Origin of the sequence: Bacillus sp. R45 (assembly GCF_021729365.1) — a bacterium.
Taxonomy (GTDB): domain Bacteria; phylum Bacillota; class Bacilli; order Bacillales; family Bacillaceae; genus Bacillus; species Bacillus velezensis.
In genome coordinates, this window is the sequence record NZ_CP091421.1 from 643,264 (window position 1) to 658,086 (window position 14,823).

The window sequence follows — 14,823 nt, forward strand, 5'->3', positions numbered from 1 at the left end:
GCTCCCTTAGAAAAAGTTTTTCATTCATCTTCAATAATTTGTAACGTTTTAGCCGTGCGATAATTGTGCGGATGTGATACGATGGGTCTAATATAAGCGAAGGAGAGTATGTGAATGTCCGAGCGTACCTTTAACTGGAAAAATAAAGACATCAGATCACAGGCGGATGTTGTAGACTCAAAGCTGCTTCCAACGCTACTTTTACGGGATGCTCTCGTATTAAATCCTTTTTTAAAACAATGGCTGAAAAAGAACGTCTGGATTTACGGAGACCGAATTGTATATGTTGGTCATGAGCTTCCTGATGCAGCAGAGCACATTCATACCATAAATTGTGAAGGAAAATACATTGTGCCAGGTTACATTGAACCGCATACACATCCTTTTCAAATATATAATCCCCAAACGCTCGCCGAATATGTGTCTCAATTCGGAACAACGACGTTTGTTAATGATAACTTGTTTTTTCTTTTGCACAGCGGTAAAAAGAAAGCGCTTACTATATTGGAAGAACTAAAAAAACAGCCGGTGCAATATTTCTGGTGGTCCAGATATGATCTGCAGACTGAAGTGCTGAATGAGGACCAGCTCCTTTCTTTTGATGTCCGCAAGCAATGGATTGAGCATCCGGATGTCATTCAAGGCGGAGAATTGACCGGATGGCCGCGCCTCATGGACGGCGATGACTTGATGCTTCATTGCATGCAGGCGACAAAGAAACTGCGCAAGCGGATAGAAGGGCATTTTCCCGGAGCTTCTGAAAAAACACTGACGAAGATGAAACTGTTCGGGGCTGATTCTGACCACGAGGCGATGAATGGCGACGAGGTGATGAGACGGCTTGAATTGGGTTACTATGTTTCGCTCAGACATTCATCCATCCGCCCTGATTTGAGAACGATTTTGCAGGATCTCCATCAAAAAGGCTTCCGGCATTATGATCATTTCTTTTACACGACGGATGGAGCGACGCCGCATTTTTATAAAGGCGGCATGACGAATGAATTAATCAAAATCGCTTTGGAGGAAGGGGTTCCGGCGATTGACGCCTACAATATGGCCTCCTTTAATATCGCGAAATATTATCAGATGGATGACTTTCTCGGTGTGATCGGTCCGGGCCGGCTTGCTTCATTGAACATTCTCGATGACCCGATGAATCCGGACCCGGTCACGGTGATCTCCAAAGGCATCCTGCTGAGGGAAGACGGCCGAAATATGAATGCGTTTACAGAAACGGATTGGAAAAAGGGCGGTCTTGTCCCTCTTGAGCTTTCATATGATATGACGATGGATGATTTACAGTTTTCAATGCCGATGGGTGTGATAATGCGCAACGCCGTCATTATGGAGCCGTATATGATTGCGATTGATAATTCTGTTGACCAGCTTTCTTTTGATCATGATGAATGCTATCTCACGCTTCTCGATAAGCATGGAAAATGGCGGGTCAATACAATGCTGAAAGGTTTTGCCGATCGGGTGCAGGGCTTTGTCAGTTCCTACACGACAACCGGAGATATTATCGCTGCCGGAAAAAATAAAGAAGATATCCTGCTCGCTTTCTCACGGATGAAAGAAATCGGCGGCGGAATCGTGCTTGCCGAAAACGGGAAGATTCTTCATGAGATTCCCCTCGCTTTAAACGGTTCTGCATCCGCGGAGAATTATGAAGAAGTGCTTGAGAAAGAGCAAAAACTGAGGACGCTGCTGGAGGAGCGGGGCTACCGATTCTGCGATCCGATCTATACGCTGCTTTTTTTGCAGAGCACACACCTGCCTTATATCCGCATTACGCCGAGAGGAATATTCGACGTGATGAAAAAAACTGTACTCTTTCCATCGATAATGCGTTAAAATATAAAAGCAGGGAGCCGACATATGAAAAGATGGAAAACCGTTTGTATGCTTTGTTTTGCGTTTTTGCTGCTTGCCGCCTGCCGGCAGAACAATGCCGATCAGGTGCAGCCGAAAGAAGCGGAAGCTCCTTTAACGGGGCTGAAAACTGAGCAGAAGCTTGCAGAACGCCGTCCGATTGCAGTCGCAGTGAACAATCATCCGAAGGCGAGGCCCCAATCCGGGCTGTCAAAGGCGGATGTTGTCATCGAAGCGCTCGCGGAGGGCCGGATTACGCGGTTTCTCGCGATTTTTCAAAGTGAGATGCCGGAAACGGTCGGGCCTGTGCGGAGCGCGAGGGAATATTTTGTCACGCTCAGCAGCGGGTTTAACAGCATATTTGTCCATCATGGCTGGAGTCCCGGCGCTAAAAAGCAGCTGGAGTCCGGAACTTACGATTATATAAACGGTTTGAATTTCGACGGCAGCCTGTTTTGGAGAGCCGATTTCAGCAAGCCGCCCCACAATTCCTACACGTCTTATGACAATATCAGGAAGGCGGCGGAACAAAAAGGATACAAGCTGAACGGAAAAACAGAACCGCTCCCATTTCAGACATCAGATGCAAAACCCGGAAACGAAACCTACAATATTCGGATAGATTATGGAACACAAAATGTTACAAATCTTGTCGAATACGATTATGATAAAAAAGCTGATGCTTATACAAGAAGCTCTGATGGTGTGAAAGCGACAGACCGGGAGACCGGAAAGCCTTTAGCCATGCACAACATTTTTATTGTTGAAGCCGGCCATCGCATGACAGACAAAGATGGAAGGCGGGCCATCGATATTCAGTCAGGGGGGAAGGGCCTCCTGCTTCAGCACGGCGATGTTATGGAGTCAGACTGGGAATATAAAGACGGCCGTATTCTGCCCGTAAAAGGCGGTGAGATTCTTCCGTTTGTGCCAGGAAAGACATGGATTAATATCGTGCCTGATCTCGATGCAGCTTCCATTAGTAAAGGAGAAGGTGTTTGACGATGCAAATCGATAAATTACGCGGAAAAGAACTGGACCAGTTATTTTTATCTATTTTATCGCTGAAAGATCTGGAGGAATGCTATCGTTTCTTTGACGATCTTTGTACGATTAATGAAATCCAATCGCTGGCGCAGCGTTTGGAAGTGGCGAGAATGCTCCGCGAAGGAAATACGTATCACAAAATTGAAAGCGAAACGGGTGCTTCCACAGCGACGATTTCCCGGGTGAAGCGCTGCTTAAATTACGGTAACGACGCCTATGAAATGGCGCTTGACCGCGTAAACAAAGGAGAATCCTCCTCAGCTACGTAAAAAACCGCTCTGCCGATGACGGCAGGCGGTTTTTTTATGCGTGCTGATTCAAAAGGCCGGGAAGTTCCCTCAGGCTTCCGTCTTCCTCCCGGTATACGATGTGTTCAGCTGAGAAATGAATCGGCGAGCTGATACCCGCCGCCGCGGCAAGGTGAAACAGCCCTTCACGCAACGAGAGCACGTAGTTGCAGACGCGATGCTGTTTATCCTCGATACTGAGCGCGCGCTGAAGTTTTGGATCGGTTGTCGCTACTCCGACAGGACAATGATTGGTGTGGCATACTTGAGCGCGGATACAGCCGACTGAAAACATCATTCCCCGGGCAATATTGACAAAATCCGCGCCTAAGGCGAGGGCAACGGCAATCTTATCGGGAGTGAGCAGCTTTCCGGATGCGAAAATTTTCAGCCTATCTCTTATACCGTATGTCTTCAAAAGGCCGTCAACAAGGGGGAGACCGGTCAGAATCGGCAGGCCGACGGAATCCGCCAGCTCATGGAAAGAAGCTCCCGTTCCCCCTTCACTGCCGTCAATCGTAATAAAGTCGGGAAGTTTGCCTGATGAACTCATACAGGAAATAAGGTCTTCAAGGTCTTTGCGGCTGCCCGGGACAATTTTGATGCCGACCGGTTTTTCACCGACAGTTCTTAATTTCTCAATGAAATCAAGCATGTCCGGAACATTTGAGAACTCGTTGAAGCGGTTTGGACTGTCAATGGATTGTCCGGGCTGCACATTTCTGATGGCGGCAATTTCTTCGGTCACCTTTGAACCGTCAATATGACCGCCTCTAGCTTTCGCCCCTTGCGCAAGCTTTAATTCAAAGGCTTTAATCTGCTCGAGGCGGCTTTTTTTCTTAAATTCTTCCCATGAAAATTCTCCATCTTCAGTGCGCACGCCGAACAGCCCGGGGCCGATTTGGCAGATAATATCCGCGCCGCCTTTCAAGTGATACTCAGACAGGCCGCCTTCGCCTGTATTCATCCATGTGCCGCCGGCCTGGTGCAGCCCTTTTGACAGGGCGGTGATTGCCCGGTCGCCAAGTGAGCCGTAGCTCATCGCTGATTGTCCGATTAACCCTTTTACATAAAACGGTTTCTTGCATGTGTCGCGGCCGATCACTTGCACATCGTCCGGATGCAGGTAATAAGGGTCCGCTTTTGCTTTTTCGCGGTGTTCGCTGCGTTTCAGCAGGTTGTCTTTGTCAATCTTGTATACCATCGTGTCGATCTTCGGCGTCTGATCTGTGCGCAGCTCCTCCCTTTGTTTCGGGAAGAGGGCGTTACGGATATAATAGCCCGGCTGATCGAAATCCCGTTCTGAGCCGAAGCCCATCATTCTGCTTTTATACTTTCCCGACATGACCGTCTGTTCATATTCTCTCCGGGAAAACGGCTGTTCTTCGTTATCATTGCTGAATAAATACTGCCGCAGCTCAGGTCCGATTTTTTCAAATATATAGCGCAGTTTTCCCGCTGCGGGATAATTGCGCAGCACTGAATGTTCTTCCTGCTTTTCGTCTCTTATGTAAATCCAGAGAAACAATGCGGCGGGAACTAAAATAATAAAAATCAATATACAAATCAGTACGATAATGGCTTGTTCCATTGAGATCAGACTCCTTGCCTTTTTTCTCTTTGACATTCCACATTTTGTCTGTTTTCAAACATAGCCGTTTCCCGTCCGGCGGAGCGCAATCTTTTTTTGTGAATCAGGTGAATGACGTCTTTTTCCGTTTTTCCGGGCCAAACGAATTTGTTATAATGTTTAAATGGCAAGAAACGAATGGAGGAACGAAAACGCATGTACGATGTTAACGAGTGGAAGCATGTTTTTAAACTCGATCCGAATAAAGATTTACCGGATGAACAGCTGGAACGGCTTTGTGAATCAGGGACTGACGCCATTGTGATCGGAGGAAGCGACAATATCACCGAGGACAATGTGCTGAGACTGATGTCAAAGGTGCGGCGGTTTTTAGTGCCGTGCGTACTTGAGGTGTCGACGATTGATTCCATTGTGCCCGGGTTTGATCTTTATTTCATTCCGAGTGTGCTCAACAGCAAAAAGGCGGACTGGATTGTCGGCATGCATCATCAGGCGATGAAAGAATACGGAGAGCTCATGTCAATGGAGGAAATCGTGACGGAGGGCTACTGCATCGTCAACCCTGATTGTAAGGCGGCCGCTTTGACGGAGGCGGATACACATATAGAAACAGAAGATATTCTCGCCTATGCGCGGGTCGCGGAACATTTGCTTCATCTCCCGATTTTTTATCTGGAATACAGCGGGATGCTGGCGGACATAGAAACGGTGGAGAAAACGAAGGCTGTGCTGGACAAGTCCGTCCTGTTTTACGGAGGCGGCATTAAAGACGCGGAAACGGCGGAACGGTTCGGCCGTCATGCCGATGTCATCGTTGTCGGAAATGCCGTATATGAAGATTTTGATCAGGCGCTCAAAACGGTGGCGGCTGTAAAGACAAAGTAGCCAAGCGGACGAAATTGATTTATGATAGAACATATGTTTGATAGGCGGTGAACGGATATGAATTACATTAGCAATCAATTATTAAGCGGATTAAATCCCGTTCAGCAGGAAGCGGTCAAGACGACGGACGGTCCGCTGCTTCTGATGGCGGGCGCGGGAAGCGGAAAAACACGTGTGCTGACGCACAGAATCGCATACTTAATGGCGGAAAAACACGTGGCGCCATGGAACATTCTGGCGATTACATTTACAAATAAAGCCGCCAGAGAAATGAAGGAGCGGGTGGAGAGCATTCTCGGACCCGGCGCGGATGAAATCTGGATTTCCACCTTCCACAGCATGTGCGTGCGGATTCTGCGCAGGGATATTGACAGAATCGGCATCAACCGAAACTTCTCCATTCTTGATACGGCTGATCAGCTTTCCGTTATTAAAGGGATTTTGAAAGAGCGGAATATCGATCCGAAAAAGTTTGATCCGAGAAGTATTTTAGGCTCCATCAGCAGCGCAAAAAACGAGCTGATCGAACCTGAGGAATTCGCAAAAACGGCCGGCGGCTACTACGATCAGGTCACGAGTGACGTGTATACCGATTATCAGAAAAAACTGCTGAAAAACCAATCGCTCGATTTTGATGATTTAATCATGACGACGATTAAGCTTTTTGAGCGTGTGCCGGAAGTGCTTGAGTTTTATCAGCGCAAATTTCAGTACATTCACGTAGACGAGTATCAGGATACGAACAGGGCGCAATACCTCCTTGTGAAGCAGCTTGCGGCCCGTCTTGAAAATATCTGCGTCGTCGGTGACTCCGACCAGTCCATTTACAGATGGCGCGGAGCGGATATCGCGAATATCCTTTCCTTTGAAAAAGATTATCCGAGCGCAAACGTGATTCTGCTCGAGCAAAACTACCGCTCAACAAAGCGGATTCTGCAAGCGGCTAACGAAGTGATCAAAAACAACTCAAACCGCAAGCCGAAAAACCTGTGGACGGAAAATGACGAAGGCATCAAGCTTTCTTATTACAGCGGCGACAATGAATTCGGCGAAGGCCAATTCGTCGCGGGCAAAATTTATGAGCTGCACAGCTCGGGCCGGCGGAAGCTTTCCGATATCGCGATTTTATACCGGACAAACGCCCAGTCGCGCGTCATTGAGGAAACCCTTTTAAAATCCGGACTGAACTACAATATCGTCGGCGGAACCAAGTTCTACGACAGGAAAGAAATTAAAGACATTCTCGCATACCTGCGCCTTGTGTCAAACCCGGACGACGACATCAGTTTTACGCGGATCGTCAATGTGCCGAAGCGGGGCGTCGGCGCCACTTCGCTAGAAAAAATCGCTTCATATGCGGCGATGAACGGAATGTCAATGTTCCAGGCGATCAAACAGGTTGATTTCATCGGTGTCAGCGCGAAAGCGGCAAACGCGCTTGACGGCTTTGGCGCGATGATTGAAAATCTGACGAACATGCAGGATTACCTGTCCATTACGGAACTCACGGAAGAAATTCTCGAAAAAACGGAATACAGAGAAATGCTGAAGGCCGAAAAATCAATCGAAGCCCAAAGCCGCCTTGAAAATATCGACGAGTTTCTTTCCGTGACGAAAAACTTCGAACAAAAAAGCGAAGACAAGTCTCTCGTCGCGTTTCTGACTGATTTGGCGTTGATTGCGGATATTGACCAGCTCGACCAGAAGGAAGAGGAATCAGGCGGAAAGGATGCCGTCACTTTAATGACACTGCACGCCGCTAAGGGGCTTGAATTTCCTGTCGTGTTCTTAATGGGCATGGAAGAAGGCGTGTTCCCGCACAGCCGCTCCCTGATGGAAGAAGCCGAGATGGAAGAAGAACGCAGGCTCGCATATGTAGGCATTACGAGGGCGGAAGAAGAACTGTATTTAACGAATGCCAAAATGCGCACCTTATTCGGCCGCACCAATATGAATCCGGAATCCCGCTTTATCAGGGAAATACCTGGCGATTTATTGGAGAACCTAAATGAGAAGAAAACACCTCGCATGCAGCCGGGACGAAAAGTGCAGCCGAAACGCGGGCCCGTATCCCGTCCCGTTTCCTATGCGAACAAAACAGGCGGCGACTCGCTCAGCTGGGCGGTCGGCGATAAAGCGGGCCATAAAAAATGGGGCACCGGAACGGTTGTCAGCGTAAAAGGAGAAGGCGAAAGCACCGAGCTTGATATCGCATTCCCGAGCCCAGTCGGCGTGAAGCGTCTGCTTGCAGCTTTTGCGCCGATTGAAAAGCAGTAACCTGAAGAGGAAAGGAAGAACATGATGGACAAAGAAACAGCGAAACACCGGGCAGAAGAATTGCGCCGCACCATCGATCAGTACAGTTATGAATATTACACCTTAGATGAACCGAGTGTGCCGGATTCCGAGTACGACAGACTGATGCAGGAGCTGATTGCCATAGAGGAAGAGCACCCGGAGCTCAGAACGCCTGATTCGCCCACACAGCGGGTCGGGGGAGCGGTGCTTGAATCTTTTCAAAAGGTGCAGCACGGCACGCCGATGCTCAGTCTCGGCAACGCATTTAACGATGATGATCTCCGCGATTTTGACCGCCGCGTCCGTCAGGCTGTCGGTGACGGCGTCGCTTATAATGTGGAGCTGAAAATAGACGGTCTTGCTGTTTCTCTCCGTTATGAAGACGGCTATTTCGTCAGAGGCGCGACAAGAGGAGACGGAACGACGGGCGAAGATATCACCGAAAACTTAAAAACGATCCGCAACATTCCGCTGAAAATGAAACGTAATCTTTCCATAGAAGTGCGCGGAGAGGCGTACATGCCGAAACAGTCATTTGAAGCGCTCAATGAGGAAAGGCTGAAACATGAAGAGGAGCCGTTCGCCAATCCCCGGAACGCGGCTGCGGGCTCACTCAGACAGCTCGATCCGAAAATTGCAGCGAAACGAAATCTTGACATCTTCGTCTACAGTATAGCGGAGCTTGACGAGATGGGTGTGGAAACACAGAGTCAGGGCCTGGATTTTCTGGATGAGCTCGGTTTTAAAACAAACCAGGAACGGAAAAAATGCGACACGATAGATGAAGTCATTGAAATGATCGAAGAGCTGCAGGCGAAGCGGGCCGATCTCCCTTATGAAATTGACGGAATCGTCATCAAAGTCGATTCGCTCGACCAGCAGGAAGAACTCGGGTATACGGCAAAAAGCCCGCGCTGGGCGATTGCTTACAAATTCCCGGCTGAAGAGGTCGTGACAAAACTGCTCGATATCGAACTGAATGTCGGAAGAACGGGCGTTATTACGCCGACCGCCGTTCTGGAACCGGTAAAAGTCGCGGGAACGACGGTCTCAAGAGCATCCCTTCATAACGAAGATTTAATTAAAGAGAAGGATATCCGCATTCTCGATAAAGTGGTCGTCAAAAAAGCGGGCGACATCATCCCTGAGGTCGTCAATGTCTTAATTGAACAGCGGACCGGAGAAGAAAAAGAATTCAATATGCCGACCAGCTGCCCTGAGTGCGAAAGCGAACTTGTCCGCATTGAAGGGGAAGTCGCGCTGCGCTGCATCAATCCGGAATGTCCGGCGCAGATCAGAGAAGGCCTGATTCACTTTGTCTCACGCAACGCGATGAATATTGACGGACTCGGAGAACGTGTCATCACACAGCTTTTCCGTGAACATCTCGTCCGTAATGTCGCTGATTTGTATAAGCTGACGAAAGAACAAGTCATCCGGCTTGAGCGGATGGGGGAAAAATCAACTGACAATCTGATCAGCTCCATCCAAAAGTCGAAAGAGAATTCGCTGGAACGCCTGCTGTTCGGTCTCGGCATCCGTTTTATCGGCTCAAAAGCGGCCAAAACACTGGCCATGCATTTTGAAAGCCTGGAAAATCTGAAACAAGCCACGGAAGAAGAGCTGCTTGCGGTAGATGAAATCGGCGAAAAGATGGCCGATGCCGTTATCACCTATTTCCGCAAAGAGGAAATGCTTGAGCTTTTGAATGAACTTGAGGAACTCGGTGTGAACACACTCTACAAAGGCCCGAAAAAAGTAAAAGCGGAGGACAGCGACTCTTATTTTGCCGGCAAAACCATCGTGTTAACCGGAAAGCTTGAAGAGCTGTCCAGAAATGAAGCCAAGGCGCAGATTGAAGCGCTCGGCGGAAAGCTGACGGGATCTGTCAGCAAAAAAACAGACTTGCTGATTGCCGGAGAAGCGGCCGGAAGCAAGCTGACAAAAGCGCAGGAATTAAACATTGAAGTATGGAATGAAGCACAGCTATTGGGAGAGCTAAAGAAATAAGAGGAGTGTTTTCTATTGAAAAAGATGTTGGCATTGGCGGCGACGGCAACGGCGGCAGTACTCATGCTGTCGGCCTGTTCGCCGAGTTTCGGGGGAAAAAAAGAGGAAGAGATCACGCAGAAAACGGCAAAGTCTTCTGAAAAAGCGATCATACCGAAATATAATATCTCTGATTCCTACTATAAAATGGTGCTCCCGTTTAAGGCCGGAAAAGCGCGCGGCCTGACCGCGGACCGGCTGAACACGAGGCTGGACATCGATGAATTCGAGACTGGGCTGATGCGGCTCGCTCAAGACACGTTCCCGACGGATGACTATTTGTATCAGGAAGGCCAGTATTTAGATGAGGACACGGTTCTCAGCTGGCTTGACCGCAAAAAAGAGGGCAGTGATCTGAAAAAGGCGAAAAAGGCAGACGCCAATTTCCAGAATCTCGGCTTAAACCCGGTGCTGCCAAGCTCGGGATCAGCAAAAGAGAAAAACGAAAACAGCCCGATTTACTTAGCGTCCATGCTTGAGCAGGATTACTTAGTAAGAAAAGATAAAAATTCCATCCAGCTTGGCGGTGTCATGATCGGTCTCGCTCTCAACTCTGTATACTATTACCGCGAAAACACAGGTGATCCGCAGCAGGAAGTGGAGCTCAGCGACAAAACGATCCGCAGCCACGGCGAAGAAATCGCACAGGAAGTCGTTAACCGCCTTCGGAAAATGGATAACCTGAAAAATGTGCCGATTACCGTCGCCCTTTATAAACAAGCGCCGAAAACATCAATCGTACCGGGGAATTACATTGCGAAAACAGAAGTCAAGGCCGGCTCATCCACCATTTCAAACTGGGATGATGTCAAAGAAAAGTACGTCTTCTATCCGGCGGATACAGACACGGCAAAGAAATACCCTGATGATTCCGAAGTGTTTAAACGCTTCAAAAACGCCATCGACAGCTACTTCCCGAATTACACCGGAGTTGTCGGAACGGCAATGTACGAAAACGATGAAATGAGAAAAATGAAGATTGAAATCCCGATGCAATTTTACGGGAAAAGCGAAGTCATCGCCTTCACCCAATACTTAACAGGTGAGCTGATGGATTATTATTCAAAAGGCTCAGTTGATGTCGAAATTAACATTACCTCGTCTGACGGGCAGGAAGCGCTGATCGTCCGCAATGCGGGTGACAAAGAACCGACCGTCCATATTTACGATTAACCAAGATGCCCTTGTTCATTTCTGTATGAGCAAGGGTTTTTTAGTGTGAATATCGTTGGAGAGAGGAATGAGATATGTTAAGATATTTGTATAATTAGGAATTAACAGGAAAACACATTTCATTTCTGAGCGGATGTTACGAATCTGCTGTGAAAAAAGAAGGGCAGGAATGTTGATGAATGACATTTGCTGAGTACACACACCGCCTACAAATGTTATGAAAAGGGTGAATCAGCATGCATAAAGATATTAAAGCGATTTTTGAGGAAGATAAGGTGCTGGCTGAAGCCGGTGAAATATACGGATTTACCAAGTTTCAATTTATTGCGGACGCAGAGAACTACGTATATGAAATTGTGAAAGATAACGAACCGTATATCTTAAAAATTACGCATACGATCAGAAGAACGCCGGAATATATTCTCGGAGAAATGGAATGGCTTCATCATCTGGCAAAGGGAGGGCTTTCAGTAGCAAAGCCGATTCCTTCATTAAATGGCAAAGATGTCGAAGAAGTGCCCGACGGAAAAGGCGGAGCGTTTTTATTAAGAGTCTATGAAAAAGCGCCCGGACGCAAAGTGGAGGAATCAGACTGGAACGGAACTCTGTTTTACCAGCTTGGAAAGTACACGGGGAACATGCACCGGCTGACGAAAAGCTACCGTCTGAGCGATCCGGCATATAAAAGGCAGGAATGGGATGAAGAGGAGCAGCTGAAGCTGAGAAAATACGTGCCCGCAGATCAGCATCTCGTATTTGAGCGGGCGGATGCTCTAATGGAAAAACTGCGCCGTTTGCCGAAGAATCCTGAAAACTACGGCCTTGTGCACGCCGATCTGCATCATGGCAATTTTAATTGGGACAACGGAAAAATCACTGCATTTGATTTTGATGATATCGGCTACAATTGGTTTGTGAATGATATCAGTATTCTGCTGTACAACATGTTGTGGTATCCGGTCATCCCGTATGAAGACAACAAGGCCGCGTTTACGGGTGAATTCATGACTCACTTTATGAAAGGCTACAGGGAAGAAAATGACCTTGATTCCGCATGGTTTGAACACATCCCGGATTTCCTCCGGCTGCGCCATATGCTGATCTACGGATTATTGCATCAGGCGTTTGACCTCAATTCACTCGGGGACGAGGAACTCGGGATGCTGAAAGCCTTCAGGCGCGATATCGAAAATGAAACACCGATTACGGAGTATCAATTTTCTGCATTCGTATAAATAGAAAAACGCCGGCTGAATCCAGCCCGGCGTTTTTTATAACGTATCACATTTCACTCCGACGACGCCCTGAATTTCTTTAATATCATAATAGACGTCAGTGGTGTAGCGGTTTTTATGAACACTGACTTTCACTTCCATAATCGGAAATTCTTTTTCACCCAGGTCATCAATCCGGACGGAGTGAATGCGGAGCTGTTTGCTTTTCATTTCCTTTAAAATCTCGGTCATTTTGTCTTTATCGGAAAGAGACATTCTCACGCGGATATCCTTTTCCTTCAAGCGGTTGGGACCGATTTTTCTGATCAGCCACGGAAGAAATTCGACACTGATCAGGATAAACAAGAGGCTTGCGAACGCCTCTTTATAAAAGCCGGCGCCTGTAGCCAGACCCAGCCCGGCCGCGCCCCAGATGATAGCCGATGTCGTCAGGCCGGATATGACGTCATTGCTTTTACGCAGGATCACGCCCGCGCCGATAAAACCGACGCCGGAAATGATTTGGGCGGGAAGGCGGAGCGGATCCATCATGATACGGTAATATTTCGGGAAATGATATGCCGCATTAATGCTGACGATCGTCAGCATACAGGAGCTGACGGCGATGACGATACAGGTTTTCAGTCCGAGCGGTTTGTTTTTCAGTTCGCGTTCAAGACCGATGATCATGCCGATCAGCGTGGCAATGCCCAGCTTTAATAAAATGTCTGGTTCGATAGGCCAGCTCAATTTGCACAGCACCTCCGCAATTTTTCTTATAATAAATTGATATGATTTTCTCACAGTATTTATAGCAGGACAAGTGCGGAAGAAAAAAGCCGTCAGGGATAAAATCTGACGGCTTTTTGTCTATTTCTTGTTTTTCAAAAGAGCTTCCATCCGGCTGAACAGCTGATAAGAAGCATCGGCCGGTTTTTTGGTCAGCAGGCTGACGGCAATACCGGCAATCAGACTGAGGAAGAACCCTGGAATGATTTCGTATACCCCGGTTGAAGCGGCAAGCCCTGTCGTAATCCAGATTAAAACGGCCGCGGCCCCGGTAATCATCGCCGCAAGCGCTCCCCATTCATTCATCCGTTTCCAGTACAGACTGAGCAAGAGCGCCGGGCCGATAGCCGAACCGAAGCCTGCCCACGCATACCCGACCAGATCAAGAATGGTGCTGTTCGGATTCATGGATAGCAGGATGGCGATAACGGCCACGATCAATACCGAAAGGCGTCCGGTCATGACCAATTCTTTATCGCTCGCTTCCCGTCTGAAAAAGGCGCGGTATAAATCTTCCGTAATGGCGCTTGCCGTTACGAGAAGCTGTGAGGAAATGGAACTCATGATCGCCGCTAAAATGGCGGACAGCAAGAAGCCCGTAATCAGCGGATGGAACAAGATTTTAGAAAAAATAATGAAAATCGTTTCCGGATCTTTTACGGAGACCCCGAAGTGATGAGAATACGCAACCCCGATAATCCCGGTCAGCAATGAGCCGACAACTGAAATAAACATCCAGCTCATCCCGATTCTGCGGGCGGGTTTTAAATCTTTCACTTCTTTAATCGCCATAAATCGTACGATGATATGAGGCTGGCCGTAATAGCCGAGTCCCCATGCCAAATAAGAAATAATGCTAATGACGCTCGCGCCTTTAAAGATATCCAATAGTTTCGGGTTAACGGCGTTGATCGAATCAATCGTCGTTGAAACGCTCCCGAGCTGGGTAAAAGCAACGATCGGCACAAGCACTAATGCCGCAAACATGATCGCTCCCTGTACAAAGTCAGTCAGACTGACAGCGAGGAAACCGCCAAACAGCGTATAAAGCACAACTACACCCGCCGTTAAAAACAAACCGAATTTGTAGTCGGCGCCGAATGCCGATTCAAATAACCTGCCTCCGGATACCATCCCGGACGATGTGTACAGTGTGAAAAAGATCATAATAATCACGGCGGAAACAATTTTCAGCAATGATGACGAGTGGCGGAATCGTTTATCGAAAAAATCGGGAATCGTAATCGCATCATCCGCAACTTCCGTGTAAGCGCGCAGCCTCGGAGCAAGCAGCAGATAATTTGAATACGCGCCGATCGTCAAACCGAGCGCCAGCCATAAGGTCGATAACCCCGTTGCGAACATTGCGCCGGGAACTCCCATCAGCATCCATGCGCTCATATCCGCCGCACCTGCGGACAGCGCCGTTACGAACGGACCGAGTCCTCTTCCGCCCAGCATGTAATCATTAATATTCGTTGTCTTTCTGAATGCGTACCAGCCGATTAACAGCATGGCGGCAAAGTAAATGCCAAGAGATATAATTAATTCAATACTCACGTTTTTGGACCCTCTCTTCTTTCATGTAAATGTTGCATCACCTCTGTAGATTAGT

General features: G+C 48.0%; 11 protein-coding genes. 8 read left to right on the forward strand and 3 right to left on the reverse strand.

The window, feature by feature from the left end; all coding sequences use genetic code 11:
* Positions 1–114: 114 nt before the first annotated feature.
* Genes L3V45_RS03365 through L3V45_RS03375 form a run of 3 tightly spaced genes read left to right on the forward strand, consistent with a single transcriptional unit; the run spans position 115 to position 3,191 of the window.
* Positions 115–1,857, forward strand: a complete 1,743-nt coding sequence (locus tag L3V45_RS03365) for an adenine deaminase (RefSeq protein ID WP_003155748.1) — start codon at positions 115–117, stop codon at positions 1,855–1,857.
* Positions 1,858–1,881: 24 nt separating this feature from the next.
* Positions 1,882–2,877 (forward strand): DUF3048 domain-containing protein, encoded by a 996-nt coding sequence (locus L3V45_RS03370; protein WP_003155747.1) that lies wholly within the window; start codon positions 1,882–1,884, stop codon positions 2,875–2,877.
* 2 nt (positions 2,878–2,879) lie between these two features.
* Positions 2,880–3,191 carry a YerC/YecD family TrpR-related protein gene (locus tag L3V45_RS03375; protein WP_003155745.1) on the forward strand — a complete coding sequence of 104 codons (312 nt, stop codon included), beginning with the start codon at positions 2,880–2,882 and terminating at the stop codon, positions 3,189–3,191.
* A gap of 34 nt (positions 3,192–3,225) precedes the next feature.
* Here the strand turns inward: L3V45_RS03375 and L3V45_RS03380 are convergent, their stop codons facing one another.
* A complete protein-coding gene (locus L3V45_RS03380) occupies positions 3,226–4,800 on the reverse strand; it encodes an FMN-binding glutamate synthase family protein (protein WP_003155744.1) in 1,575 nt (524 codons plus the stop codon).
* Between the two features lie 195 nt (positions 4,801–4,995).
* Here L3V45_RS03380 and L3V45_RS03385 point away from each other — a divergent pair, with 195 nt between their 5' ends.
* The 5 genes from L3V45_RS03385 (at position 4,996) to L3V45_RS03405 (ending at position 12,440) form a co-directional block, all read left to right on the forward strand.
* Positions 4,996–5,685, forward strand: a complete 690-nt coding sequence (locus L3V45_RS03385; RefSeq protein WP_003155740.1) for a heptaprenylglyceryl phosphate synthase — start codon at positions 4,996–4,998, stop codon at positions 5,683–5,685.
* A 57-nt stretch (positions 5,686–5,742) separates the two neighbouring features.
* Positions 5,743–7,962, forward strand: coding sequence for a DNA helicase PcrA (gene pcrA, locus L3V45_RS03390; protein WP_007408910.1), 2,220 nt, complete (start codon positions 5,743–5,745; stop codon positions 7,960–7,962).
* 24 nt (positions 7,963–7,986) lie between these two features.
* Positions 7,987–9,993 carry an NAD-dependent DNA ligase LigA gene (gene ligA, locus L3V45_RS03395; RefSeq protein WP_003155738.1) on the forward strand — a complete coding sequence of 669 codons (2,007 nt, stop codon included), beginning with the start codon at positions 7,987–7,989 and terminating at the stop codon, positions 9,991–9,993.
* A gap of 15 nt (positions 9,994–10,008) precedes the next feature.
* Positions 10,009–11,205: a CamS family sex pheromone protein gene (locus tag L3V45_RS03400; RefSeq protein ID WP_003155737.1), complete on the forward strand. Its 1,197-nt coding sequence runs from the start codon at positions 10,009–10,011 to the stop codon at positions 11,203–11,205.
* Between the two features lie 236 nt (positions 11,206–11,441).
* Positions 11,442–12,440 (forward strand): phosphotransferase enzyme family protein, encoded by a 999-nt coding sequence (locus L3V45_RS03405; protein ID WP_069473181.1) that lies wholly within the window; start codon positions 11,442–11,444, stop codon positions 12,438–12,440.
* A 36-nt stretch (positions 12,441–12,476) separates the two neighbouring features.
* Here the strand turns inward: L3V45_RS03405 and L3V45_RS03410 are convergent, their stop codons facing one another.
* Positions 12,477–13,169 carry an MgtC/SapB family protein gene (locus L3V45_RS03410; protein ID WP_003155735.1) on the reverse strand — a complete coding sequence of 231 codons (693 nt, stop codon included), beginning with the start codon at positions 13,167–13,169 and terminating at the stop codon, positions 12,477–12,479.
* A 120-nt stretch (positions 13,170–13,289) separates the two neighbouring features.
* Positions 13,290–14,768 (reverse strand): sodium/proline symporter PutP, encoded by a 1,479-nt coding sequence (gene putP, locus L3V45_RS03415; RefSeq protein WP_003155733.1) that lies wholly within the window; start codon positions 14,766–14,768, stop codon positions 13,290–13,292.
* Between the last annotated feature and the right edge of the window lie 55 nt (positions 14,769–14,823).

Coding starts and splice junctions, on each gene's coding strand:
- L3V45_RS03365 (WP_003155748.1), top strand. CDS start 115: ATGTCCGAGCGTACCTTTAACTGGAAAAATAAAGACATCAGATCACAG.
- L3V45_RS03370 (WP_003155747.1), top strand. CDS start 1,882: ATGAAAAGATGGAAAACCGTTTGTATGCTTTGTTTTGCGTTTTTGCTG.
- L3V45_RS03375 (WP_003155745.1), top strand. CDS start 2,880: ATGCAAATCGATAAATTACGCGGAAAAGAACTGGACCAGTTATTTTTA.
- L3V45_RS03380 (WP_003155744.1), bottom strand. CDS start 4,800: ATGGAACAAGCCATTATCGTACTGATTTGTATATTGATTTTTATTATT.
- L3V45_RS03385 (WP_003155740.1), top strand. CDS start 4,996: ATGTACGATGTTAACGAGTGGAAGCATGTTTTTAAACTCGATCCGAAT.
- pcrA (WP_007408910.1), top strand. CDS start 5,743: ATGAATTACATTAGCAATCAATTATTAAGCGGATTAAATCCCGTTCAG.
- ligA (WP_003155738.1), top strand. CDS start 7,987: ATGGACAAAGAAACAGCGAAACACCGGGCAGAAGAATTGCGCCGCACC.
- L3V45_RS03405 (WP_069473181.1), top strand. CDS start 11,442: ATGCATAAAGATATTAAAGCGATTTTTGAGGAAGATAAGGTGCTGGCT.